At 73.6% G+C, this 24,778-nt stretch carries 23 protein-coding genes and 1 riboswitch; of the genes, 13 read left to right on the plus strand and 10 right to left on the minus strand.

Going from position 1 to position 24,778, the window contains the following annotated elements; all coding sequences use genetic code 11:
* Positions 1-118: 118 nt before the first annotated feature.
* Positions 119-880 (plus strand): hypothetical protein, encoded by a 762-nt coding sequence (locus tag QRN89_RS10255; RefSeq protein WP_390702427.1) that lies wholly within the window; start codon positions 119-121, stop codon positions 878-880.
* 122 nt (positions 881-1,002) lie between these two features.
* Positions 1,003-2,013: an LLM class F420-dependent oxidoreductase gene (locus tag QRN89_RS10260; protein WP_290349050.1), complete on the plus strand. Its 1,011-nt coding sequence runs from the start codon at positions 1,003-1,005 to the stop codon at positions 2,011-2,013.
* A 405-nt stretch (positions 2,014-2,418) separates the two neighbouring features.
* Here the strand turns inward: QRN89_RS10260 and QRN89_RS10265 are convergent, their stop codons facing one another.
* Complete coding sequence (locus QRN89_RS10265) at positions 2,419-2,877, minus strand: hypothetical protein (RefSeq protein ID WP_290349051.1); 459 nt, start codon at positions 2,875-2,877, stop codon at positions 2,419-2,421.
* A 126-nt stretch (positions 2,878-3,003) separates the two neighbouring features.
* Entirely contained in the window at positions 3,004-3,582 is a 579-nt protein-coding gene (locus QRN89_RS10270; RefSeq protein ID WP_290349052.1) for a hypothetical protein, read from the minus strand.
* A 181-nt stretch (positions 3,583-3,763) separates the two neighbouring features.
* On the opposite strand from QRN89_RS10270, the gene QRN89_RS10275 reads away from it, so the two are divergent.
* Positions 3,764-4,057: a hypothetical protein gene (locus QRN89_RS10275; RefSeq protein WP_093659445.1), complete on the plus strand. Its 294-nt coding sequence runs from the start codon at positions 3,764-3,766 to the stop codon at positions 4,055-4,057.
* 97 nt (positions 4,058-4,154) lie between these two features.
* Here QRN89_RS10275 and QRN89_RS10280 read toward each other — a convergent pair whose 3' ends face one another.
* The 3 genes from QRN89_RS10280 to QRN89_RS10290 all read right to left on the minus strand — a co-directional run bounded on the left by QRN89_RS10280 (position 4,155) and on the right by QRN89_RS10290 (position 7,412).
* The gene (locus QRN89_RS10280) at positions 4,155-5,249 is read right to left on the minus strand and encodes a prenyltransferase/squalene oxidase repeat-containing protein (RefSeq protein ID WP_290349053.1); all 1,095 of its coding nucleotides are present in this window, start codon (positions 5,247-5,249) and stop codon (positions 4,155-4,157) included.
* Entirely contained in the window at positions 5,246-5,977 is a 732-nt protein-coding gene (locus QRN89_RS10285; RefSeq protein WP_290349054.1) for a class I SAM-dependent methyltransferase, read from the minus strand. Before QRN89_RS10285 ends, QRN89_RS10280 begins: the two co-directional genes overlap by 4 nt.
* 121 nt (positions 5,978-6,098) lie before the next feature.
* Positions 6,099-7,412: a glycosyltransferase family 4 protein gene (locus tag QRN89_RS10290; protein ID WP_290349055.1), complete on the minus strand. Its 1,314-nt coding sequence runs from the start codon at positions 7,410-7,412 to the stop codon at positions 6,099-6,101.
* A 274-nt stretch (positions 7,413-7,686) separates the two neighbouring features.
* Here QRN89_RS10290 and QRN89_RS10295 point away from each other — a divergent pair, with 274 nt between their 5' ends.
* Positions 7,687-8,394 (plus strand): TetR family transcriptional regulator, encoded by a 708-nt coding sequence (locus QRN89_RS10295; RefSeq protein WP_290349056.1) that lies wholly within the window; start codon positions 7,687-7,689, stop codon positions 8,392-8,394.
* Here QRN89_RS10295 and QRN89_RS10300 read toward each other — a convergent pair.
* From QRN89_RS10300 to QRN89_RS10310, 3 genes are read right to left on the minus strand one after another with little or no spacing between them, the layout of a single operon-like run.
* Complete coding sequence (locus tag QRN89_RS10300) at positions 8,379-9,251, minus strand: tetratricopeptide repeat protein (protein WP_290349057.1); 873 nt, start codon at positions 9,249-9,251, stop codon at positions 8,379-8,381. The genes QRN89_RS10295 and QRN89_RS10300 overlap by 16 nt on opposite strands.
* A gap of 37 nt (positions 9,252-9,288) precedes the next feature.
* Positions 9,289-9,522: a ferredoxin gene (locus QRN89_RS10305; RefSeq protein WP_290349058.1), complete on the minus strand. Its 234-nt coding sequence runs from the start codon at positions 9,520-9,522 to the stop codon at positions 9,289-9,291.
* On the minus strand, positions 9,522-10,985 hold the full coding sequence (locus tag QRN89_RS10310) for an aldehyde dehydrogenase (RefSeq protein ID WP_290349059.1): 1,464 nt from the start codon (positions 10,983-10,985) through the stop codon (positions 9,522-9,524). Before QRN89_RS10310 ends, QRN89_RS10305 begins: the two co-directional genes overlap by 1 nt.
* Before the next feature lie 295 nt (positions 10,986-11,280).
* Between QRN89_RS10310 and QRN89_RS10315 the strand changes: the two genes are divergently transcribed.
* The 7 genes from QRN89_RS10315 (at position 11,281) to QRN89_RS10345 (ending at position 19,745) form a co-directional block, all read left to right on the plus strand.
* Positions 11,281-12,321 (plus strand): Strvi_7410 family MBL fold metallo-hydrolase, encoded by a 1,041-nt coding sequence (locus QRN89_RS10315; protein ID WP_290349060.1) that lies wholly within the window; start codon positions 11,281-11,283, stop codon positions 12,319-12,321.
* A gap of 256 nt (positions 12,322-12,577) precedes the next feature.
* A riboswitch (cobalamin riboswitch) is annotated at positions 12,578-12,714 on the plus strand.
* Positions 12,715-12,827: 113 nt separating this feature from the next.
* Positions 12,828-14,087 (plus strand): SCO2321 family membrane protein, encoded by a 1,260-nt coding sequence (locus tag QRN89_RS10320; protein ID WP_290349061.1) that lies wholly within the window; start codon positions 12,828-12,830, stop codon positions 14,085-14,087.
* A complete protein-coding gene (locus QRN89_RS10325; protein ID WP_290349062.1) occupies positions 14,084-14,767 on the plus strand; it encodes an SCO2322 family protein in 684 nt (227 codons plus the stop codon). The genes QRN89_RS10320 and QRN89_RS10325 overlap by 4 nt, the downstream gene beginning before the upstream one ends.
* Positions 14,768-15,096: 329 nt before the next feature.
* Positions 15,097-16,191, plus strand: coding sequence for an energy-coupling factor transporter transmembrane component T (locus tag QRN89_RS10330; RefSeq protein WP_290353647.1), 1,095 nt, complete (start codon positions 15,097-15,099; stop codon positions 16,189-16,191).
* The gene (locus QRN89_RS10335; protein WP_290349063.1) at positions 16,188-18,116 is read left to right on the plus strand and encodes an ABC transporter ATP-binding protein; all 1,929 of its coding nucleotides are present in this window, start codon (positions 16,188-16,190) and stop codon (positions 18,114-18,116) included. Before QRN89_RS10330 ends, QRN89_RS10335 begins: the two co-directional genes overlap by 4 nt.
* A 92-nt stretch (positions 18,117-18,208) precedes the next feature.
* The gene (locus QRN89_RS10340; RefSeq protein ID WP_290353648.1) at positions 18,209-19,042 is read left to right on the plus strand and encodes an ECF transporter S component; all 834 of its coding nucleotides are present in this window, start codon (positions 18,209-18,211) and stop codon (positions 19,040-19,042) included.
* Positions 19,043-19,343: 301 nt separating this feature from the next.
* Positions 19,344-19,745, plus strand: a complete 402-nt coding sequence (locus QRN89_RS10345) for an aggregation-promoting factor C-terminal-like domain-containing protein (protein WP_290349064.1) — start codon at positions 19,344-19,346, stop codon at positions 19,743-19,745.
* Between the two features lie 136 nt (positions 19,746-19,881).
* Here QRN89_RS10345 and QRN89_RS10350 read toward each other — a convergent pair whose 3' ends face one another.
* Entirely contained in the window at positions 19,882-21,051 is a 1,170-nt protein-coding gene (locus tag QRN89_RS10350) for a steroid 3-ketoacyl-CoA thiolase (RefSeq protein WP_290349065.1), read from the minus strand.
* A 261-nt stretch (positions 21,052-21,312) separates the two neighbouring features.
* On the opposite strand from QRN89_RS10350, the gene QRN89_RS10355 reads away from it, so the two are divergent.
* Positions 21,313-22,566 carry a cytochrome P450 gene (locus QRN89_RS10355; RefSeq protein ID WP_290349066.1) on the plus strand — a complete coding sequence of 418 codons (1,254 nt, stop codon included), beginning with the start codon at positions 21,313-21,315 and terminating at the stop codon, positions 22,564-22,566.
* Between the two features lie 313 nt (positions 22,567-22,879).
* Positions 22,880-24,103, plus strand: a complete 1,224-nt coding sequence (locus QRN89_RS10360; protein WP_290349067.1) for a serine hydrolase domain-containing protein — start codon at positions 22,880-22,882, stop codon at positions 24,101-24,103.
* On the opposite strand, the gene QRN89_RS10365 is transcribed toward QRN89_RS10360, so the two are convergent.
* Positions 24,089-24,730, minus strand: a complete 642-nt coding sequence (locus QRN89_RS10365; RefSeq protein ID WP_290349068.1) for a hypothetical protein — start codon at positions 24,728-24,730, stop codon at positions 24,089-24,091. The two genes, QRN89_RS10360 and QRN89_RS10365, sit on opposite strands and share 15 nt — an antisense overlap.
* Positions 24,731-24,778 lie beyond the last annotated feature (48 nt).

A 24,778-nucleotide genomic window follows, 5' to 3' on the forward strand; every position in this document is an offset into this window, starting at 1 on the left:
CCACCCCCGAGCTTCCGCGCCGTGCACCGCCGACCGGCGGCACCGACGACCGCCACGACGAGACGCAACCGACTAAGGACTACACGTGAACATCCGCTCCCTCACTCGAGGCGATGGCGTGGTGATCGGAGCAGCGGTGGTGCTGTTCATCGCCTCGTTCCTCGACTTCGTCAGCGTCGACTGCCCGCGCGGCATCGACTGCTCCTCGGCGGACCTGCCGAACGCCTGGGACTCGCTGGGCACGGTGATGTCCATCTACCTCGCCGGGATCATCGCCGCGGGGCTGATCATCGTCGGCCGCGCCATGCCGGGGCGCAAGGTCCTCGGCCTGGACATCGCGCAGTTCGGCGTCGCCCTGAGCGTCTTCGCCCTCTGGACCATGTTCTGGACGATCATCGACATCACGGGCGACGCGGGCGCCGGCGCGATCCTCGGCCTGCTCGGCACCCTGCTGCTGGCCGCGGGCGCGATCGCCACTCCGCTCGTCCCCGCCCTCAAGGCCCCCCTGGTCGGCGCGCCCAAGCCGCAGACCCCGCAGCCCTACGGCGCCCAGCCGCAGGGCGGTTACGGCTACCCCGGCGCCCAGCAGCAGCCCTACGGCGGCCAGCCCGGGCAGCAGCAGCCGTACGGGGGCCAGCAGCCCGGCCCCGCGCAGGGGCAGCCGCAGGGCGGCCCGGCCCCGGAGTTCTCGCCGTTCTGGTTCGCGGTGCCGGTGGCCCGGCCGCTGTACGCGGAGGACGGCTCCCCGACGCCGATCGCCGAACTGGCGCCCGGCACCTGGTACCTCGCGGTCGACCAGCGCGGCCCCGCCCTGGTGGCGCAGACGCAGGACGGCCGGCGCGGCGTCCTGCAGGACACCACGGGCATCCAGCGCGGCTGACCCCGTCCCGCCCGGCGCACAGCGCGGCCCCTCGCCCTTCCGGGCGGGGGGCTGTTGCCGTACAGTCGCCCCTGCACAGCGAACTGACGGAGCGTCAGAACGCCGGAGAGGGGGCTGGGGTCATGCGGCTCGGACTCGCACTCGGCTACTGGGGGCGCGGTCCTGACCCCGCGCAGACCGAACTCGCCGTGGAGGCGGAGCGACTCGGCTACGACTCCGTGTGGACGGCGGAGGCATGGGGCTCGGACGCGTTCACGCCGCTCACCTGGATCGCCGCGCGCACGAAGCGGATCCGGCTCGGCACGGCGGTGGCGCAGATGGCGGCCCGTACGCCCACCGCCACCGCCATGCACGCGCTCACGCTCGACCATCTCTCGGGCGGGCGGATGCTCCTGGGCCTCGGCCTGTCGGGGCCGCAGGTCGTCGAGGGCTGGTACGGGCGCCCGTTCCCGAGGAGCCCGCTGACGGCGACGCGGGAGTACGTGGACGTCATCCGTCAGGTCCTGCGCCGCGAGGGGCCCGTGGAACTCGACGGCCGCTTCCATATGCTCCCGTACACCGGGGAGGACGGCACCGGCCTCGGCAAGGCGCTCAAGCCCATCACCCACCCTCTGCGCGCCGGACTGCCGGTGCTGCTGGGCGCCGAGGGGCCGAAGAACATCGCCCAGACGACCCGGATCGCGGACGGCTGGCTGCCGCTGTACTGGTCGCCGCTGCGGACGGACGTCCACGAGGCGTCGCTCACGGGCCTTCCGCCGGGATTCATGATCGCGCCGATGGCCCGCGCCCACGTCTGCGACGACGTCGCCGAGGGGCTGCTTCCGGTCAAGGCGATGCTGGGCTTCTACATCGGCGGCATGGGCCACGCCGCGCGCAACTTCCACGCCGATCTGATGGCGCGCATGGGCTACGAGCCGGAGGCCCGGCACATCCAGCGGCTGTTCGCCGAGGGCCGTCGCGAGGAGGCGGTGCTCGCCGTCCCCGACTCCTTCGCCGACGAGATCTCGCTCGTCGGGCCGCGGGAACGCATCGCCGAACGGCTGGAGTCATGGCGCAAGGGCCCGGTCACCGACCTGCTCGTGACCGCGCCGGACCCCCGCACCCTGAGGGTCCTGGCGGAGCTGAACGGCTAGCCGGGCCCTGTCCGCACGACGGCGCCGGCGGACCCCGACCGGGCCCTGACGGCCCCCTCGGGCAGCCGCATGGCCAGGCCGTGGCCGGAAGGGTCCACCGGCCCGGCACGGCACCTCGCCGCGTCGTCGCCACACCCGAGAAATCCGGTACGAGGGCGATCCTCCGCCGTGCGAGGCACCGCACCGGACGCCGGGAAGCTCCCGGCCGACCCTTCCGGCGACGGCACGTGGCCGTGTCTGACAAGTCGCGCCCGGCTCGCGACGCCTGGCACGCGCACTCGCTACGTCGTCGGAGTCGTCCGAGTACGCCCCGTACGAGGACGACCCTCCGCCTTGCGATTGCACGCACCAGACGCCGCGAGCCCCGCCCTGCGGGCTGGACCGGCGCTATGTGCCAGACACGGCCTAGAGGCGCCCACCGGTCATCCGGGTCACCGGGCCGTGGCCGCTGCGCTCGGAGCGCCGGCCCGCGAGGTAGGAGACCGCGCCCAGGGCCGTGGCGCCGGCCGTGGCGCCCGCCGCGATGAGCTTGCGGGCCTTCAGGACCGTCCACGCGGTCGTGGCCACGGACGCCACCTGCCCGGCGGCCGAACCGGCCCCCTTGAGGGCGGTGGTGGCCACGGAGCCCGCCGCGGTCGCGGCGCGTCCGACGCCGCTGCCCGCCGACTTGGCGGCGCGTGCCGCACCGCTCCCCGCGTCCTCGGCGGCACGGCCGGTGGCCCTGCCCGCCGATTCCGCCTTCGCCGCGGTGCTCTCCGCGGCCTTCGCCGAGGACTCCTTGGCCTTGGCGGCGGTCGCCTTGGTCGCCTTGGTGGCACGGGTCGTCGTGCCGCTTCCGTTGTTGTTCGCGCTTGAGTTGGTCATGGCGTTCGAATTGCCGCTTCTGCCGGACACAAACGGGCCGGTGTCCCGCGGCCCGTGAGCCGGGCCGTGTTCGGGCGCGGAGCGCGGCCGGCCCACGAACGGGCGCGGCCCGCGGAACCGTGCCGGTCAGCCGCCGCTCAGCTGGGTGGCCGACGGTACCTTCTCCTTCACCACCGCGCCGGCGCTCCGGCCCGCGTCCTTGACCTGGTTGATGACGTTCTCGAAGGCGCCGACGTCGGCGTCGCCCACCTGTCCCTTGCGGATCTTGGAGCCGAGGCCCTTCAGGGACTCGATGCCCGCCGTGACCGGCGCGATCGCCTTCGAGAGCAACGGGTCGCCCTTGGCGTTGTCCGCCGCCGCCTTGAGCCTGTTGTACGCGAACGCGCCCGCCAGGCCGGCCTTCACGAGCGTGACCTTCCGGCCCTCCGCACCGTTCTGGAACTTCCCGGCCCGGTACGGCTTGACGATCCACTGGTAGATCGCGCCCGCCGCGAGTCCGGCGTTCGCCACGAACCGGGTCTTGGCGAACTTCTGCGCCTCCACCGTGTCCGTCGGCGTGGCCGCCGCGTCCGCCTCGTCCTCCCCGCCGCACGCCGCGGTGGCGCCGAGCAGCGCGCAGCACAGCAGCAGGGCGACGGCCGCCCGGCGCAGCCGCCGGCCCGTCCTGGTGCGTGCCCGGCGGGCGGTCGTTGCCGGAGTCGGCATGGCAGTCCTCCTGGCCTCCCCGAGCTCCTGACCTCCCCGGGTCCGGCCTCCCGGGTCCGGGCCTCCCCGGACCGCCGCTCCCCGAGGCCTCTCGCGCCAGCGTCACCCAGCATCGGCCGTTGCGCCACTCGGGCGATTCCGTCCCGGGTTTGGTTCAACGAAGAACGGCAATCCGGTTGCCATGTCTCCCCGCAGAAGTGGTAGCAACCAGGCGGCGACGATCATCATGGTGGTCGCCGATGTGATGGCCGTCATCATCGGCCTGTGGATCCTGATGTACCTGCTGGACGCGAACCGCGCCAACGACCTGGTCATCCTGATCCGGGACGTGGCCGGCTGGCTCGCCGGCTGGTCGCACGATCTGTTCACGTTCGACGAGGCGTGGGCGCGGGTCGTGGCGGGCTACGGCCTCGCCGCGGTCGTGTACCTCTTCGTCGGACACGCCGTGGCGGGCCGGCTGCGCCGCCACAGCTGACCCCCTCCCCCGCGCGGTCGTCGCACCGACGCACCTGGGCCGGGTCCGACAGACAGCCACGCCCTCCGGGCGGACGGCGCCATCTGTCGGACACCGCCTACCGGCAGCACTCCGGTTCGAGGCCGCGCGGAAGCCGCTCCCCGCCGAACACCGCGGTGGTCGCCTCGTCGCCCCCCAGGGCGGCCACCGCGAGCAGCAGCGAACCCGCCGTCCAGGTGGTGAGTTCCTCCGGCCACACGGCGCGGTTGCCCTCGAAGACGTAACCCGTCCAGTACATGCCGCCGTCGGCGCGCAGGTGCTTGATGGACTGCAGGATCTCCAGCGCCCGGTCGGACTCCCCCACCGCCCAGAGCGCCAGGGCCAGTTCGCAGCTCTCGCCGCCCGTCACCCACGGGTTGGGCAGTACGCACCGCACCCCGAGCCCGGGGACCACGAACGCGTCCCAGCGCGCGTCGATCCTGGCCTTCGCCTCGTCGCCGGTGAGGGCGCCGCCGAGGACCGGGTAGTACCAGTCCATCGAGTACTGCGACTTGTCGAGGAAGCGGTCCTGGTGCCGGCGGATCGCGTGCCCGAGGGCTCCGGTCGCCAACTCCCAGTCCGGCTGCGGCTCCTCGCGCTCCTCGGCGATGGCGAGGGCGCAGCGCAGCGCGTGGAAGATCGACGAACTCCCGGTCAGCAGCGCGTCGTCGACCGCCGCGCCGCCGTCCTCGGGTGCCTCGCGCTTCCAGCCGATCTGGCCGCCGGGCTGCTGGAGCCGGAGCACGAACTCGATCGCCGCGTGGACGGACGGCCACATCCGGTCCAGGAACACGTCGTCCCCGGTCGCCAGGTAGTGGTGCCAGACGCCGACGGCCAGGTAGGCGCAGAAGTTGGTCTCGCGGCTCCGGTCGGTGGGCCGGTCGGCCTCGCCGTCGTGGTACGCGGCGTACCAGGAGCCGTCGTCGTTCTGATGGCGTGCCAGCCACTCGTAGGCGCGGGCCGCCGCGGTGTGCTCGCCCGCCGCGTCCAGGGCCATCGCGGCCTCGGTGTGGTCCCACGGGTCGAGGTGGTGTCCCCGGAACCAGGGGATCGCCCCGTCCTCGCGCTGGACGGCGAGGATGCCGGCGACGGTCTCGGCGGCCTGTTCGGCGGTGAGGACCCCGGGCAGGACGAGATGCTCGGTACGCCCTTGGCGGCGCCAGGGCACGGTCACGCGTCGGCCTTCGGGAGGTGCGGCTTGGTCGCGTACACCACGAAGCTCTTGCCGACGAGCGGGTTCAGCGCCTGCTCGGCGACCCTGGTGAGCAGGGGCTTCTTCATGATGTCCCAGACCAGGAGCTTGTGGTAGGCGCGCACCGGCAGCGCCTTGTCGTTGTCGACGCCGAACGCGCACTTCAGCCACCAGTACGGCGAGTGCAGGGCGTGCGCGTGGTGGGTGCCGTACGGCTTGAGGCCCGCCTCGCGGATCCTGCCGACGAGTTCGTCGGCCTTGTAGATGCGGATGTGGCCGCCCTCGACCTCGTGGTACTCGTCGGACAGCGCCCAGCAGATCTTCTCGGGACCGTAGCGGGGCACGGTGACGGTGATCCGGCCGCCGGGCCTGAGCACGCGGACCATCTCGGCGAGGACGCCCTTGTCGTCCGGGATGTGCTCCATCACCTCGGAGATGATGACGACGTCGAACGACTCGTCGGGGAAGGGCAGGTTGAGCGCGTCGCCCTCCATCGCGGTGGCGCTCGCGCCCTCGGGCGCCTCGCCGGCCTCCTTCATCGCCGCGAACCACTTGGCGACCTCGCGGATCTCCTCGCGGTTCCGGTCGAGGGCCACGACCCTGGCTCCGCGCCGGTAGCACTCGAACGCGTGCCGGCCGGCACCGCAGCCGAGGTCCAGCACGCGGTCGCCCGGGGCGAGCGGAAAGCGGGAGAAGTCGACGGTCAGCACGAGGTCTGCCCTTCCGGGTGGGTCACGGCGCCCTCGCTGGGGGCGCGCTTTGCAGATGGTGCGGGCCCGCCGTCCGCACCCGCGGAGCGGGTCCTCGCCCGCGGTGCGGAACGCCGGGTGTTCATCGGGCACCGGCCGGGGCCGGACGTGCCGCGATGGCCTCGCGGTAGAGCTGCGCCGTGCCCTGGGCCGCGCGGGCCCAGGTGAAGCGGGACAGGACGCGGGCCCGCCCGGCCGTGCCGATACGGCGGCGCAGGTCGGCGTCCCCGAGGAGCCGGCCGAGCGCGCCGGCGAGGGCGTGGGCGTCGCCGGGCGGCACGGCGAGGCAGGTCTCGCCGTCGGGACCGGTGACCTCCGGGATGGCGCCGCCGGTCGTGGCGACCAGCGGGGTGCCGGTGGCCATCGCCTCGGCGGCCGGCAGCGAGAAACCCTCGTACAGCGACGGCACACAGGCCACCTGGGCGCCGCGCACGAGGTCCACCAGCTCCTGGTCGGAGATGCCCTTCACGAACCGCACGGCGTCCCCGAGCCCGTACCGCTCGATCATCCGGGCCACGGGTCCGTCCTCGGCGCGCTTGCCGACGACGACGAGATGGGCGTCCGGCTGCTCGGTACGGAGCTTGGCGAGCGCCTCCACGAGGTACACCAGGCCCTTGAGGGGCACGTCGGCGCTCGACGTCGTCACGATCCGGCCGGGCACCTCGGCCACCGACGGGTCCGGCGAGAAGAGATCGGTGTCGGCGCCGATGTGCACGACCCGGACCCGCTCCGGGCGGACGCCGAGGTGCTCGACGATCTCCTGCTCGGAGGAGCCGGAGACGGTGAGGACGTTCGGCAGCCGGCGCGCGACCCTCTTCTGCATCCGGGTGAAGCCGTACCAGCGGCGCACCGACGCCCGGCGGCGCCAGTCCTGCGCGGCGTCGAGCTCCAACTGCCGGTCGACGGTGATGGGGTGGTGGATGGTGGTGACGAGCGGCGCGCCGAGGTCGCCGAGCAGCCCGTACCCGAGGGTCTGGTTGTCGTGGACGACGTCGAACTCGCCCCGGCGCGCCAGCAGATGGCGCCGTGCGCGCAGCGAGAACGTCAGCGGCTCCGGGAAGCCCCCGGTCCACATCGTGGCGACCTCGACCCCGTCGATCCAGTCGCGGTACTCGTCGCGCCCGGGCGTGCGGAAGGGGTCGGGCTGCCGGTACAGGTCGAGGCTGGGCAGCTCGGTGAGCGGCACGCCCTCGTCGAGGACGGGGAAGGGCTGGGCGCCGATCACCTCGACGCGGTGACCGAGGCGGGCGAGCTCCCGCGACAGATGGCGTACGTAGACGCCCTGGCCCCCGCAGAACGGGTTGCCCTTGTAGGTGAGGAGCGCGATGCGCAGTGGTCGGTCACCGGCACCGGACGCACCCCCACGGGGCCCGGCCGCTATGGCCTCAGCGGTCACCTACGGCCCCCTTCTCACTCCACTTTCGCCGGAGCGTAACCGCTCGCGCTAATCTAGAACAAGTTCCACACTTGATCGTTCTTGATCGCTCAAGGAGCATCGAATCTACCGGCAGGTAGCGCTGCTGTGAGGCCCGGAGCAGGTGATTCGCGCCACGGCGCGGAGCCCTGCCATGCTGGGCCCTCCGCGGCTCCCGAGGCGGGAATGCAGCACGGATCCGGACAGCGGGCCGGGAAGGGCCCCTGGAGCGGGGACGGGGACGGGGACGGAAGAGATGAGCGCGGAAGCCAGGCCGGCGGTTCCGGCGGCCCCACCCCTGACGGAGCGCCAGGAGGCCAGGCGCCGTCGCATCCTGCACGCCACCGCGCAGCTGGCGAGCCGCGGCGGTTTCGACGCCGTGCAGATGCGCGAGGTCGCCGAGGCCGCCGGGGTCGCGCTCGGCACGCTGTACCGCTACTTCCCCTCCAAGGTGCACCTGCTCGTGGCCACGATGCAGGACCAGCTCCAGCATCTGCACACCACCCTGCGCAAGCGCCCGCCGGTCGCGGACAGCGCGGCGCAGCGGGTGGCCGAGACCCTGATGCGGGCGTTCCGCGCACTGCAGCGCGAACCGCATCTGGCGGACGCGATGGTGCGGGCGCTGACGTTCGCCGACCGCAGCGTCAGCCCCGAGGTCGACACGGTCTCGCGCCAGACCACGGCGATCATCCTGGACGCGATGGGCCTGGAGAACCCGACACCCGAACAGCTCTCCGCCGTCCGGGTCATCGAGCACACCTGGCACTCGGCCCTGATCACCTGGCTGTCGGGCCGCGCCTCGATCGCCCAGGTGAAGATCGACATCGAGACGGTCTGCCGTCTGATCGACCTCACGGACCCGGAACGGCCGCCCGGCGGACGGACCGGCCGGAGCACGGACCCGCGGACCGGCCGGAGCGGGCGTCAGGAGACCGGCCGGAGCGGGCGTCAGGAGACCGGCTGAAGCGCGCTCCAGCCGCGCCCGCCGGCGACCTGCCCCGACCACACGTCGAGGATCCGTCCGGCCTCTTCCGGCGGCGCCGCGAGCGCGATCTCCTGCTCCCCCGCGTGGACGCTGTCTCCCCCGTACTCGACGGTCCCCTCGCTGCAGCATCTGCAGTGCAGGACGAAGCCCCTCTTGGGCTCGGCGCCGAAGCCCTCCTCCGCGAAAAGCCCCACCAGGGCGTGGACGTCCGCCGCCTCGGCCGCGTGCACGGTCACCACCAGGGTGGGCAGGGGTGAGGGCTCGAAGAGGACCAGTTCGTCGAAGACGGCGATCCGCTGCCCGTCGACCACCCGCTCCCCCTTCGGCTCCCCGTCGTGCACGACGACCTCGCCGAACCGCCGGCCGCCGGTGAAGGGCACGCTGACCACCTGCGCCCTGGTGGGGCAGAGCCGCCGCGCCCACACGACCTCCTGCCCGCCGTCCGTCTCCAGCCGCACACAGGCCATGCCGAAGGCGCCGTCGACGTCGATCGGTCCCTCCCCCTCCGGTACCGGGACGCCGAAACCCTCCCAGGCGTCGCGGGCCACCTCCCACTCGCGCAGGATCGTCGCCGCGATGCCGAGGTTCCAGAACGCCGGATCGCCCTCGCCCCGCGGGGCCCGGGCCGCCGCCTCGCGGCCGAGCGCGTAGGCCTTCGGCCAGTCCCGCAGGAACTTGTACGCGAGGGCCGCGTCGTACCACCACGCGCCGCCGGCCTTCTCGTCCGGGAAGTGGGCGAGCACCTGCTCGTACGTCTCCGCGCACCGCCGCCACTCCTCGGCCCCGAAGGCCTCCCTGGCGCGTTCGAGCAGCCGCCTGGCCTCTGCTTTCTCCATGTTCCCCACCCTGATCGCGGTACCGGACCGCTGGAGGCTACTCCTCGGGCGGGAACACCGCCTCACCACTCCCCGGCAGCCGGATCGAGATCGCCTCGACCGGGCAGCCCTCCGCCGCCGCGAGGATGTCCTCGTTCGCGTCGGTCTCCGGCTCGGTGGGGTGCGACTGGCGCGCCGCGTCCAGCTTGAAGCCGTCCGGCGCGCTGCTGACACACATCCCCGAACCGATGCACACACCCCGGTCGACCTCGACCTGCCAGCGGTCACCCATCAGCTCTCGCTCCCGTATCCGGACGGCAAATGCACCATTTTGTGCTCAAAGTACTCACCGTATCCCTCGGGACCGAACTCCCGCCCCAGCCCGGAGTTCTTGTATCCGCCGAACGGGCCAAGCATGTCGAGGCTGAACGTGTTGACGTTGTACGTGCCGGTCCTGACGCGTCCCGCGAAGTCGATGCCGTGTTCGACGTCGGCCGTCCAGACGCTGCCGCTGAGGCCGTACTCGGAGTCGTTCGCGATCGCGGCGGCCTCGTTCTCGTCGCCGTACGGCAGCAGGCAGACGACGGGGCCGAAGATCTCCTCGCGCGCGATCCGCATCGCGTTGTCGACGCCGCCGAAGAGCGTCGGCTCGACGTACCAGCCGCGGTCGAGGCCGGCCGGACGGCCGCCGCCGGCGAGGACCTTGGCACCTTCCTCCTGGCCGATCGCGATGTAGTCGAGCGACCTCTGCTGCTGGCGGCGGGCGACGAGCGGGCCCACCTGGGTCGCCGGGTCCAGCGGGTCGCCGGTCACCAGCGCCCCGGCCGCCGCGGCGAAGGCGTCGGCGTACTCGTCGTAGCGGGCGCGCGGGACGAGGATGCGGGTCTGGGCCACACAGGCCTGGCCGTTGTTCATCCAGGCCGCCGGGACGATGCCCTGGACGGCCGCGTCCGGGTCCGCGTCCGGCAGGATCACCGCGGCGGACTTGCCGCCGAGTTCCAGGGTGACGCGGGTGAGGTTGCGGGCGGCGACCTCCATCACCCGCCTGCCGGCCGCGACCGAACCGGTGAAGGAGACCTTGTCGACGCCGGGGTGCCCGACGAGGTACTCGCTGACCTCGCGGTCGGCGGGGAGGATCGACAGCACGCCCTCGGGCAGACCCGCCTCACGCACGATGTCGGCCAGGATGTAGGCGTCGAGCGGGGATTCGGGCGAGGGCTTCAGGACCACGGCGCAGCCGGCGAGCAGGGCGGGCGCGAGCTTGGCCGCGGCGACGAACTGCGGGACGTTCCACGGGGCGACGGCCGCGACCACGCCGACCGGTTCGCGCCGGACGAGGAGCGGGCCGAGGACCCCGCCGCGCCGCTCCTCGTAGGTGAAGTCGCGGGCGACGGTGATGGCCGCGTCCCAGACCATCATGGCGCCGAGCGCCTGGGCCAGGACGCTCCAGGAGTAGGGCGACCCGTTCTGCGAGCTGATCGAGCGGGCGATCTCCTCGTGCCGTACGGCGATCGCGTCCTTGATCCTGCCGACGACCTCGATGCGCTCCTCGAGCGGCGTCCTCGGCCAGGGACCGCGGTCGAAGGCGGCCCGTGCGGCTGCCACGGCACGGTCCACGTCGGCCTGCGAGGCGTGCGGGACGCGCCCGATGACCTGCTCGGTGTGCGGCGAGACGACCTCGATGGTGTCCGTGCCGAGGGGATCGACCAGCTCCCCGCCGATGAAGAGTTTTCCGTGCTCGACCAGTTCGGTCATGACGACTGCCTCCCGCGACCCCGGCTCTCCGAGCCCTCCAACTTTCCTGACGGTGTTTCAGAAATGCCAACCGAATGAACAGATACCAGTTCCCGCCGGAGGAGTCCACGGCCGGAACCCGCCCCCGGGAAGGAGGCGCGCGGACACGGATCCGATCCCGGAGGCGACCTCGGACGCGGACCGACACCACCGGCCGCGACCCCGCACACCGCCGAACCCTTTGCAATAAGGTCGACTTGGGCGACCATTGGAACGGGTTCTCGTTCCTGGGCCCGGCCGCGAGGATGGGGAGCCGATGACGCGGGTGACGGAGCACGGCGGCGGTGTGTGGTCCCTCAAGGTCCCCATCCCGGACAACCCCCTGGGCCACACCCTGGTCCACGTCCTCGACACCGGCCGCGGGCCCGTCCTCGTCGACACCGGATGGGACGACCCCGCGTCCTGGACGGAGCTCTCGGACGGCCTCGCCGAGCTCGGCCTCGCGCCGGCCGACGTCCACGGCGTACTCGTCACCCACCACCACCCCGACCACCACGGGCTGTCCGGCAGGGTCCGCGAGGCGTCCGGCGCGTGGATCGCGATGCACGCGGCGGACATCGCCGTCGTCCGCCGCACGCGGGAGGCCCGGCCCGGGGCCTGGCTCGACTACCTGGCCGGGAAGCTCGCCGCCGTCGGCGCACCGGAGGAGCACCTCGCCCCGCTGCTCGCGGCCCGCGAGAGCGGCCGGGCGCGGACCCTTCCCGGGCTGCGGGCGGCCCTCCCCGACCGCGAGATCGCACCCGGCGAGCTGCTGGACCTCGCCGGGCGGCGACTGCGGGCCGTCTGGACTCCCGGCCACACGCCCGGCCATGTGTGCCTGCACCTGGAGGAGGACCATCCGGCGAACCTCCCCGGCCGGGGCCGCCTGTTCTCCGGCGACCATCTGCTCCCCGGCATCAGCCCCCACATCGGCCTGTACGAGGATCCCGACGACTCCACGGTCACCGACCCCCTCGGCGACTACCTGGACTCCCTGGAACGCGTGGGCCGTCTCGGCGCCGCCGAGGTGCTCCCGGCGCACCAGCACCCCTTCACCGACGCCACGGCCCGGGTCCGGGAGCTCCTCGCCCACCACGAGGAGCGGCTGACCGGGCTGCTGTCCCTCCTCGCCGCACCGCTCACCCCCTGGCGGCTGGCCGAGCGCATGGAGTGGAACCGGCCGTGGGACGAGATCCCCTACGGCTCCCGCACCATCGCCGTCTCGGAGGCCGAGGCCCATCTGCGGCGCCTGGTGAAGCTGGGCCGCGTGGAGGCGGTGCCGGGCAGCGACCCGGTGGCGTACGTCGCGGTGGGCTGAGCCGGCGGGGTGCGGGCGACGGCGGGCCCGGACCGCACCGGGGCCCAGGTGAACCGGACTCTCACGCCGGGGATGACGGACCCGCCGGGATCCGCACGGACCGGACCCGTCGCGGAAGCCGCCGGGCTGAACCGAGCCACGCCCGAGCCGGAGCGCCACCCCGGTACCGCCGGGTCCCGCCAAGATCCACCGCGAGGCACGGTGGGCACGGCCGCCGGGGCTCATGCCGCACCCGGCCGCCCGTCCCGAGGGACGGGGATTACGGGCCGGTAGAGTGTGCGAGTCGTCATCACACCCGTACGGGGGGAAGCCGGTGCGAATCCGGCGCTGACCCGCAGCCGTGAGCCGCCGTCGCAGGCGGTGAGTCGGAATGCCCCGTACCGGCCGTGACCGGCTCGTGCCATCGGGACCGGCCCGCTGGCAGGCACCGTCGAGGAATACGGGGCCGGAGCCTGGTACCTCAGCGTGCCTGTGCCCGGCTCCCCGCAGGAGAGGCCCAGCCCGCCATGTCCGTTCGCCGCAGCGCAGCAGCGCTCGCCGCCGCTTCCGCCGTGCTCTGCGCGGCCGCTGCCCCCGCGGCGACGGCCGCCCCCACGCCCTCCCCCTCGGCCGCGCTCCCGGCCGGGCTGTACGGCACGAAGGACCCGACCTACGACGGTGTGTGGCGGCAGTCGCTGGCGCTGCTCGCCCAGGACGTCGTCAAGACCGTGCCCGCCGAGCAGGCCGTCGACTGGCTCACCGGGCAGCAGTGCGACAACGGCGGCTTCGCCTCCTACCGTGCCGACGCGTCCCGGCCGTGCGACGCGAAGACGATGCTGGACACCAACGCCACCGCCGCCGCGGTGCAGGCCCTGCGTGCCCTCGGCGGCCACGGGGACGCCGTGGACAAGGGCCTCGAGTGGCTGAAGTCGGTGCAGAACGAGGACGGCGGCTGGAGCTACAACCCCGGCATGCCCTCCGACGCGAACTCCACGTCCGTCGTGATCGGCGCCTTCGCCGCGGCGAAGGCGCGGCCCGGCGAGGTGAAGTCGAAGAGCGGCAGGAGCCCGTTCGACGCGCTGGTCACGTTCGCCGTGCCGTGCGCGGACAAGACCGGCGGCGGCGCGTTCGCCTACCAGCCCGACAAGACCGGCAAGCTGCTCGCCAACGGCGACGCCACCGCGGCCGCCGTGCTCGCCGGGCTGGGCCGCGGACTGGTCGTCTCCGGCCCGGAGCCGGACGGTTCCCCCGCCGCCTGCGACTCCCCGGCGAAGGCCACCCCCGAGCAGTCGGCCCGCAACGGCGCCGCGTACCTGGCCAGGACGCTGGCGAAGACCGGCCACCTGGACTCGCCGCCGATGCCCGGCGCCACCGACCCGGCGCCGCTGCCCGACTTCGGCAACACCGCGGACGCGGTCCTCGCGCTCTCCGCCGCCGGGCACGGCGACAAGGCGGACAAGTCGGTCCAGTGGCTGGAGAAGAACTCCGCCGCCTGGGCGAAGGACGGCGGCCCGGCCGCGTACGCGCAGCTGATCCTCGCCGCGCACGCCCACGGCGACGACCCGCGGGACTTCGGCGGCGCCGACCTCGTCCGGCAGCTGAACGCGACCGGTCCCGCGCCGGTCTCCACCACCGCGCCGCCCGCCCCGAGGGCGCAGGGCGAGGCCGGCGAGGAGCACAAGGGCGGCGACAGCGCCGGCATCTGGTGGATCGTCGGGGCCGGTCTCGCCGCCGGAGCCGGCATCGGCATCCTGATCAGCGGCCGCAGGAAGAACAAGCAGCAGTGATACGCAGGCGGCTGACCGCGCTCCTCCTCGTGCTCGGCGCCGTGCTGACGGTGCCGGGCACGGCGGGACAGGCCCACGCGGCCGGTTACCGGTACTGGTCGTTCTGGCAGTCCGGCGGCGCGGCCTGGGCCTACGCCACCCAGGGGCCGGCGACGGCGAGGCCCGCCGACGGCACGGTGGACGGATACCGCTTCTCCGTCAGTTCCGACTCGCAGGACTCGGCGAAGCCGCGTACCGCTCCCTCCTTCTCGGAGCTGTGCGCGGACACGCCCGCGAAGCCCGGCACCAAGCGGGTCGGCGTCGTGGTCGACTTCGGCACCGGGGCGGACGCCCCGTCCGGTGAACGGCCCCCGTCCACGCCGGCGTCCGGCTGTGCCGTGGTCCCCTCGGACGCGACCAGCGCGGAGGCCCTGGCGGCGGTGGCCAAGCCCCTCCGCTACAACGCGGACGCGCTGCTGTGCGCGATCTCCGGATATCCGAGGACGGGCTGCGGCGAGCAGGTCTCGGCCGGGGACCCGGCGCCCGACGAGCCCGGCGCGTCCTCGCCGTCGGCCGGGAAGACCGCCGGGACGGCCGGGCGGGCGGGCGACGAGGGCCCCTCTCTCGGGCTCTTCGCCGGTATCGCCGCCGTCCTCGCGCTGGGCGGGGCGGCTTTCCGGCAGTCGCGTCGCCGCGGATGACCGGTCCGCCTGTGCCCGCGCCGCCGGACGGTCCCGAGCAGCCGGCCGGACTCCGGCTGCTCGGCGGCGTCCCGCGCCCCCGGCCGGCCGGCCCGGAGCCGGGCACGCACCCGGGCCCCGGAAGCGGGCGGAGCGACGGGAGCGGTGCCGTGCGCGAACGCGGTGGGAACGGACGCGCGGAAGGCGAACGCGGTGCGCGCGAAATCGGTGCGGGCCGTCCCGGGGAGACCGAACGCGGTGCGGGCCGGCCCGGGGAGGGCCGGCTCGGTGAGAGCGGGCGCCGTGGGTTCGGCCGTGCCCCGCGGCAGCGCCGGCCGCTCGGCGGGGCCCTGCGCGCTCCGCGCGCCGCCCGGAGCAACGCGCTGCACGCCGGCGCCTGGTGGGTCTGGGCGCTCGGCCTCGCCACCGCCGCCTCACGGACGACCAACCCCCTCCTCCTCGGGATGCTGGTGGGCGTCGCCGGGTACGTCGTGGCGGCCCGGCGCACCGACGCGCCCTGGGCCCGTTCGTACGGCGCCTTCGTCAAGCTGGGCCTCGCCGTGATCGCCGTCCGGCTGGTGTTCTCCGTCGCCCTCGGTTCACCCGTCCCGGGCACCCACGTCCTGGTCACGCTGCCCGAGGTGCCCCTGCCGGACTGGGCGCAGGGCGTCAGGATCGGCGGCCGGGTGACGGCGGAGCAGGTGGTGTTCGCGCTGTACGACGGGGCGAAGCTGGCGACCCTGCTGATCTGCCTCGGCGCGGCGAACGCGCTCGCGAACCCGGCCCGGCTGCTGAAGTCGCTACCGGGTGCGCTGTACGAGGCGGGGGTCGCGGTCGTCGTCGCCATGACGTTCGCACCGAACATGGTCGCCGACGTGTTCCGGCTCCGTACCGCGCGGAGGCTGCGGGGGCGGCCGACCGGCGGGGTGAAGGCCGTCCTGCAGATCGGGTTGCCGGTCCTGGAGGGGGCGCTGGAGCGGTCGGTCGCGGTCGCCGCGTCCATGGACGCGCGCGGCTACGGCCGTACCGCGCGGGTGCCGCCCGCCGTGCGGCACACCACCACCGCGCTCACCCTCGGCGGGCTGCTCGGTGTGTGCGCCGGTTCGTACGGGCTGCTCGCCGCGGAGGGCGCGGGGTACGGACTCCCCGTGCTGCTGGGCGGGTTCACGGCGGCGCTCGGCGGGCTGTGGCTCGGTGGCCGGCGCCAGGTCCGCACCCGCTACCGCCCGGACCGGTGGGGTCCGCGGGCCTGGCTGGTGGCGGGTTCCGGCGTCGTCGTGGCGGCGCTGATGATCCGCGCGGGTGCGTACGAGCCCGCCGCGCTGCATCCCGGTGTCGTACCCCTGACCGCGCCGGCCCTGCCGCTGTGGCCCGCCGCGGCCGTCCTGGTGGGCCTGCTGCCCGCGTTCGTCGCCCCCGTGCCGCCGAAGGAGCCCTCGTCATGATCCGCTTCGAGAACGTCTCGGTGACGTACGGCGACGCCGGGGGGCCGCCGACGGTCTCCGGGGTGGACCTCACCGTCCCTGAGGGCGAGCTCGTCCTGCTGGTCGGGCCCTCGGGAGTCGGCAAGTCGACACTGCTGGGGGCGGTCTCCGGGCTGGTGCCGCACTTCACGGGCGGCACGCTGCGCGGCCGGGTGACGGTCGACGGGCGCGACACCCGCACCCACAGGCCGCGCGAACTCGCCGACGTCGTCGGCACGGTGGGTCAGGATCCGCTCGCGCACTTCGTCACCGACACCGTCGAGGACGAGCTGGCGTACGGCATGGAGTCGCTGGGGCTGGCGCCCGACGTGATGCGCCGCCGGGTCGAGGAGACGCTGGACCTGCTGGGGCTGGCGGAGCTGCGCGACCGTCCCCTCTCGACCCTCTCGGGCGGGCAGCGGCAGCGGGTCGCGATCGGGTCCGTGCTGACCCCGCACCCGAAGGTGCTGGTCCTCGACGAGCCGACGTCTGCGCTCGACCCGGCCGCGGCGGAGGAGGTGCTGGCGGTGCTGCAGCGGCTCGTCCACGACCTGGGGACGACGGTCCTGATGGCCGAGCACCGGCTGGAGCGGGTGGTGCAGTACGCGGACCGGGTCGTCCTGATGCCCGCGCCCGGCGAGCCCCCGGTGGCCGGCGCCCCGGCCGACGTCATGTCGTTCTCGCCCGTCCGCCCCCCGGTCGTCACCCTCGGCCGTCTCGCGGGCTGGTCCCCCCTCCCCCTCTCCGTCCGCGACGCCCGCCGCCGCGCGGGCGCACTGCGCGAACGACTGGCGGGCGCGAGCGCGCCCGGCTCGCGCCCGCCGGGCGGTTCGGCGGGCGGGCCCGGTCACCCGCCGACGACCCGGACGTCCGCGCCGGCCGGCGCGGACGCGGCCGGGGCCGCCCCCGAACCGAGCGGCACCTCGGCACCGCAGGCACCCCCAGCCGCGGGGCCGGGCACCACAGGAGCCCGCGCGGCCGCCGGGGGCCCCGCCGAGCGGGCTCCCGGCGCGGCGGAATCGGCGCGTGACGCTGCCGGCGCCGGTCGCGTTCGCCGGGCCGCCGGGGGACGCCGAGGGCTGGGCGCCCTCTTCCCGTGGGCCGGGCGACGGCGGTCGGCGCGGGGCGGGGAGCCCGCCGCGGAGGCCCATGACCCGGCCGTGCTCGCGGAGGTCACGCGCCTCGGGGTGCGGCGCGGACGGGTCGAGGCGCTGCGGCGGGTCGATCTGGTGGTCGCGCCCGGGGAGACCGTCGCGCTCATGGGCCGTAACGGCGCCGGGAAGTCGACGCTGCTGGGCAGCCTCGTCGGCATGGTCGAACCGGCGTCGGGGACGGTCCGGGTCGGTGGGCGCACGCCGCACCGCACCCCGCCGGCCCAGCTGGTACGACGGGTCGCGCTCGTCCCCCAGGAACCCCGGGACCTGCTGTACGCCGACACGGTCGGGGCCGAGTGCGCCGCCGCGGACGCGGACGCCGGGGCCGTGCCGGGAACCTGCCGGGACCTGGTCTCCACGCTGCTCCCGGGAGTGGCGGACGACACCCATCCGCGCGATCTGTCCGAAGGGCAGCGGCTGGCGCTCGCCCTCGCGATCGTGCTGGCCGCCCGCCCTCCGCTGCTCCTGCTCGACGAGCCGACCCGCGGTCTCGACTACGCGGCGAAGTCGCGGCTCGTCACCGTGCTGCGCGGTCTCACGGCCGAGGGCCACGGCATCGTGATGGCCACCCACGACGTGGAGCTCGCCGCCGAGATCGCGGACCGTGTGGTGATCCTCGCGGGCGGCGAGGTCGTGGCGGACGGCCCGACGGCCGACGTGGTCGTCTCGTCCCCCGCCTTCGCCCCCCAGGTCGCCAAGATCCTCGCCCCCCAGCCGTGGCTCACCGTCGCCCAGGTGGAGGCCGCCCTGTGAACACCGGCGACGCACCCGGCCGCCACGACCCGCGCGAACACCCCGGCCGAACCGACCACCACGACTCACACGCGCACCCCGGCCGGCTCACGATCGCGTCCCGGAGCGCCCGGCCCGTCCGCCTCGGCCCCCGCGCCGTCACCGCCCTCGCCCTCATCAGCGCGATCGGGGTCGTCGCCTTCGGCTGGCCGCTGCTCGCCGACGGGGACGCCGCCGTCGCCGGCCACGCCCAGGACGCTCCCTGGCTGTTCGCCGCCCTGCTCCCCCTCCTCGTCGGTGTGGTGGTCGCCACCATCGCCGACGGCGGCATGGACGCGAAGGCCGTCGCCATGCTCGGGGTGCTCGCCGCGGTCGGTGCGGCGCTGCGGCCGCTCGGCGCGGGCACGGCGGGGCTGGAGCCGATGTTCTTCCTGATGGTGCTGAGCGGCCGGGTCCTGGGGCCGGGCTTCGGCTTCGTCCTCGGCTCGGTGACGATGTTCGCGTCCGCGCTGCTCACGGGCGGGGTCGGCCCGTGGATGCCGTTCCAGATGCTCTCCATGGGCTGGTTCACGATGGGCGCGGGCCTGCTGCCGGGCGCGGACCGGCTCAGGGGCCGTGCGGAGCTGCTGATGCTCGCGGGGTACGGTTTCGCCGCGGCGTTCGCGTACGGCACGGTCATGAACCTCTACGGCTGGACGCTCGTGACGGGCCTCGCCTCCGGCATCTCGTTCCGGGAGGGTGCGCCGGTGGCCGAGAACCTGGTCCGCTTCGGCGCGTACGTCCTCGCCACCTCCCTCGGCTGGGACCTGGGCCGGGCGGTCCTCACCGTCGTCCTGACCCTCGCGGTGGGCCCGACGCTGCTGAAGGCGCTCCGCCGGGCGACCCGGCGGGCCGCGTTCGAGGCCCAGGTCACATTCGACCCGGCCAAAACCTCCCCGGAGGGGTGAGGCGGCCCACAGGACTTTGGTCCCGGAACTATCGGCCTTCGTAGCCGTCGTCCGAGGACGCGGGTTCCCGGCCCACCACTCCCCACCTGCCCATAAACCGCATATGTCCGGTTTGGGACCTTCGGCCCTCGATGCCCCCTCTACGTCGTAACTACGGCGTGAGCCCGGTCACGGCACGGGGTCCCCGGGGCTGGCTACAACTGTTCCCGTCGCAAGGTGCAGCAGGGCCTGGAAGCCCGGCACACGAGCCCCGCTCGGCCCGCCCCTCGCGACCCGGTGTCCCCGAACGTTAGGTAAGCCCTTGTCCCGCTCGCTGATCACCCGCATCTCCACCCGCAGCAAGTCCCTCGCCGCCGGTACCGCCGTGCTTCTGGGTGCGGCCGGCGCGGTCATGGGGACGACGTCGACGGCCTCGGCCGCGACGCCGCAGGAGATCGCGAAGCAGATGATGCCCGCCGCGCAGTTCCAGTGCTTCGACAAGATCGTCTCGCACGAGTCGAACTGGGACCACACGGCCACCAACGCCTCCTCCGGCGCCTACGGCCTGGTCCAGGCCCTGCCGGGCGGCAAGATGTCCTCCGCCGGCGCCGACTGGAAGACCAACCCGAAGACCCAGATCAAGTGGGGTCTGGACTACATGAACGAGCGCTACGGCAGCCCGTGCGGCGCCTGGAACTTCTGGCAGGCCAACCACTGGTACTGAGCCGACCGGACGGCGGACGACGGACTGCCGCGCACAGCGGACCCGGGCCCCGGGCCGACGCACCACGCGTCGGCCCGGGGTCTTCGCCGTCCCCGTGGGACCCGGCCGTCCCGCCGGCCCACGACGCCCGGAGCGCTCAGAGCCGCTGCAGGATCGTCCCCGTGGCCAGCGCCCCACCCGCGCACATCGTCACCAGCGCGAACTCCCTGTCCGTCCGCTCCAGTTCGTGCAGCGCGGTCGTGATCAGCCGCGCACCCGTCGCCCCCACGGGGTGTCCCAGCGCGATGGCCCCGCCGTTGACGTTGACCTTCTCCAGGTCCTGGTCGAAGACCTGCGCCCAGCTCAGCACCACCGAGGCGAACGCCTCGTTGATCTCCACGAGGTCGATGTCCCTGAGCGACATGCCCGCCTTCCCCAGCACCGCCCGTGTCGCGTCGACCGGCCCGTCGAGATGGAAGTGCGGGTCCGCCCCGACGAGGGCCTGTGCGACGATCCGGGCGCGTGGCTTCAGCTTCAGCGCCCGCGCCATGCGCTTGGACGCCCACATGATCGCGGCCGCGCCGTCGGAGATCTGCGAGGAGTTCCCGGCGGTGTGGACCGCCGTCGGCATCACGGGCTTCAGCCCGCCCAGCGCCTCCATCGAGGTGTCCCGCAGGCCCTCGTCCCGGTCGACGAGCCGCCACATGCCCTGTCCGGCGTGCTGCTCCTCCTCGGTCGTGGGCACCTGGACGGCGAACGTCTCGCGCTTGAAGCGCTCCTCGGCCCAGGCGACGGCCGCCCGCTCCTGGGAGATCAGACCGAGGGAGTCGACGTTCTCGCGGGTGAGGCCGCGGTGGCGCGCGATGCGCTCGGCGGCCTCGAACTGGTTGGGCAGGTCGACGTTCCACTCGTCCGGCCAGGGCTTGCCCGGGCCGTGCTTGGAGCCGCTGCCCAGCGGTACGCGCGACATGGCCTCGACGCCGCAGCTGATGCCGACGTCGATGACCCCGGCGGCGATCATGTTGGCGGTCATGTGGGCGGCCTGCTGCGAGGAGCCGCACTGGCAGTCGACCGTCGTCGCGGCGGTCTCGTAGGGCAGCCCCATGGCGAGCCAGGCGTTGCGCGCCGGGTTCATGGACTGCTCGCCGGCGTGCGTGACGGTGCCGCCGACGATCTGCTCGACGCAGTCGGCGTGGATGCCGGTGCGGCCGAGCAGTTCCCGGTAGGTCTCGCCCAGCAGATAGGCGGGATGCAGATTGGCGAGCGCGCCACCGCGCTTGCCTATGGGTGTGCGTACGGCTTCGACGATGACGGGTTCCGCGGCCATGAGCTCGTCCTCTCCTCAGCACCGGCGCGGGGTGTCCCGGTACCCCGCACGCAAGAACCGCAAGAAGAACTAGTACGCGTTCTAGTTCTCTAGCAGTCTTATGAGGGTTACCCCAGGTACGCAAGGCTCCTGCACGCAACAGTTCCCGCCACGAGTCTTGCCAGTTGTAGAACCCGTTACTACCTTGCGGGCAATTCTGATGGGTCGTCAGAACCTTGCAGCCGCCGCACAGCTGTCCAGCCGCGAGACCTGGAGTTGCCGATGCCGTGCCCCCATCTCCCCGAAGGGTTCGACGCCACCGACCCCGACCTGCTGCAGAGCCGTGTCCCCCTCCCCGAGTTCGCCCGGTTGCGGCAGACGGCTCCCGTCTGGTGGTGCCCGCAGCCACGCGGCGTCACCGGCTTCGACGACGAGGGCTACTGGGTGGTCACCCGGCACACGGACGTCAAGTACGTGTCCACCCGCCCCGAGTTGTACTCGTCCAGCGAGAACACCGCTGTCATCCGCTTCAACGAGCACATCAGCCGCGACCAGATCGAGGCGCAGCGGCTGATCATGCTCAACATGGACCCGCCCGAGCACACGCGGGTCCGGCAGATAGTCCAGCGCGGCTTCACCCCGCGCGCCGTACGCGGACTGGAGTCGGCGCTGCGGGACCGCGCCCGGCGGATCGTCGAGGAGGCGAGGGAGGCCGCCGGGGGCAGCGCGGACGGCAGCTTCGACTTCGTCACCCGGATCGCCGTCGAACTCCCGCTGCAGGCCATCGCCGAACTCATCGGCGTACCGCAGGAGGACCGGGCGCGGATCTTCGACTGGTCGAACAAGATGGTGGCGTACGACGACCCGGAGTACGCGATCACGGAGGAGATCGGCGCCGAGGCCGCCATGGAGCTGATCGGCTACTCCATGAACCTGGCGGCCGCGCGCAAGGAGTGCCCGGCGAAGGACATCGTCACCCAGCTCGTCGCCGCCGAGGGCGAAGGCAACCTCTCCTCCGACGAGTTCGGCTTCTTCGTGCTGCTGCTCGCGGTGGCGGGCAACGAGACGACCCGCAACGCGATCAGCCACGGCATGCACGCCTTCCTCACCCACCCCGGCCAGTGGGAGCTCTACAAGCGGGAGCGGCCGGCGACCGCGGCCGAGGAGATCGTCCGCTGGGCCACGCCCGTGGTCTCCTTCCAGCGGACGGCGACCCAGGACACCGAACTCGGCGGCCAGAAGATCAGGAAGGGCGACCGGGTGGGCCTCTTCTACTCCTCCGCGAACAACGACCCCGAGGTCTTCGAGAACCCGGGGACGTTCGACATCACCCGCGACCCCAACCCGCACCTCGGTTTCGGCGGCGGAGGCCCTCACTTCTGCCTCGGCAAGTCCCTGGCCATCCAGGAGATCGACCTCATCTTCAACGCCGTCGCCGACACCCTGCCGGACCTGCGCCTGGCCGGCGACCCGCGCAGGCTGCGCGCCGCGTGGCTGAACGGGATCAAGGAACTCCGGGTGGGCGTCGGCGGCTGACGCGCGAGGCCACCGGCCGGCGCAGGCGCGCGACGCACGCGGTGAGCCCCACAGCCGCGAGGCGCGCAGACCGGTCGTCCTCCAGCCGGGGACGCACGCAGCCGTGGGAGGCGGGGTCCATCCCCTGCGCCCGCCCCCGCCTCCCACCCGGACCGCACGCCGGACACGGCCGGCCCGGCCCGGCCGGGTCCGGCCGGGTCCGCCCGAGTCGCCCTCCGGTTGCGGCGATCTTATGATGGATGATCCCTGTATCAACCACTTCACCAAAGGGGCCGTTTCACCTCGTTCGCCGAGAAATCAGAGGTGGCTGCGGATGATCCGTCTCAGAGTCGTGTCGGCGATCCTCGCCGCCCTGCTGCTCGTCGCCACGGGCCTCTCCGGCGCACAGGCGCAGACCGTGCGCCCGGAATTCGATCCCGCCGTGACGGAGGCCCTCGACAAGGCCGTCACCGACACCATGGCGAGAGCCGGGATCCCGGGTGTGATCGTCGGCGTCCGGGTCCCCGGCCGCGGCACGTACGAGAAGTCGTTCGGCGTGGCCGACAAGTCCTCCGGCACACCGATGAAGACCGATCTGCACATGCGGATCGGCAGCGTCACCAAGACCTTCACGGTCACGGGCCTGCTGCAACTCGTCGACCAGGGCAGGGTCGGGCTGGACGATCCCGTCGGCAAGTACGTCGAGGGCGTCCCCGGCGGCAACCGGATCACCCTGCGCCAGCTCGCCGACATGCGCAGCGGCCTGTTCAACTACACCGAGGACGACAAGTGGGAGAAGACCCTCGAGGCCGACCCCCAGCAGACGTTCACACCTCGGCAGTTGCTCGCGTACGCGTTCGCGCACCCGCCGAACTTCCCGCCCGGCACCAAGTGGGAGTACAGCAACACGAACACGGTGCTGCTCGGGCTGGTGATCCAGGAGGTCACCGGACAGCAGCTGGAGGACTACCTCCGGCAGCGCGTCTTCGCGCCACTGCGGCTCGACCGGACCTCGTTCCCGACGGACGACGCGATGCCAGAGCCCTACGCCCACGGCTACACCGACTACACGAAGTCCGGCGCCACCACGGCCACTCCGTCCGGCGGCACGGTCGACGCCACCCACTGGAACCCGTCCTGGGCCTGGGCGGCCGGCGCCGTGATCTCCGACCTCGACGACCTGCACACCTGGTTGCCGGCCCTGGCCGACGGCCGGCTGCTCGACCCCGGCACGCAGAAGGAACGTCTGCGGTTCGGGCCGACGACGATCCCTCAAGTCCAGTACGGACTGGGCATCATGCGGGTGGGTGGCTGGATCGGTCACAACGGGGAGCTCCCCGGCTACGAGACGCTCGCCCTGCAACTGCCGTCCCAGCGGGCCACACTCGTGATCCTGGTCAACTCCGACACCGACCACCGCGGCCAGTCGCTGAGCACGATGCTCGGGCGCGCCGTCACCGAGGTGGTGACACCGCGCAACGTGTTCGACCTGCCGACCGCGCCCCAGTCCGAGAAGAGCAGCCCGCCCCCGTCACGGACACCGTCACCGACGTCCTAGCGTGCGCGCGCGTCGCGCACGCAGGGCGACGACCGTCCCGGCGGCACCGGCCAGCAGCAGCCCGCCGGCCACCAGCGGGGCCGCGGGCGGGCCGGACGCGGACGGCCGGGCGCTCGCGGACGGCCCGGCACTTGTGGCGGCGGCCCTGGAGGGTGCCGGGCTCGTGGCAGCCGTGGTGGGCTCGACGGCGCCGGGTGCGGCGGAGACGCCGGGCCCGGCGCCGGCCGGCGGGGTGGACGGCGACGCCGGGGTCCCCGGGGAGACGGTGACCTCCTCCTCGTCACGGCCGAGCCCGGGATGTCCGGCCTCCACGGTGATCCTCCAGCGGCCGGGCGGCAGTGCCTCGGCGGTGTTCCAGCCGGTCCTCGTGGCGGGGTCGCGGACCAGCCTCCAGGGGCCGGCGGTCCGCCCGTCGGCGGCGACCGCGTTCACGGTCGCGGCCACCCGACCGTCGACGGGGTCGTTGTCGTTCTCCCAGACGACGGTCGTCCGCACCCGGCCGAAGTCGTGTCCGGTGATCTCCACCTTCAGCGTGTCCCCATGGGCCCGGGCGTCGGTGGCGGCGGTCAGGGCGAAGGCGGGTCCGGCCAGGGCGGCGGCGATGACGGCACGAACGGTTCGGTGCATGGCGATGGGCTCCAGGGTGCGGGCGGCGGGGCGGGACGAGGGCGGCCG

It is taken from the genome of Streptomyces sp. HUAS CB01 (genome assembly GCF_030406905.1).
Classification (GTDB): domain Bacteria; phylum Actinomycetota; class Actinomycetes; order Streptomycetales; family Streptomycetaceae; genus Streptomyces; species Streptomyces chengbuensis.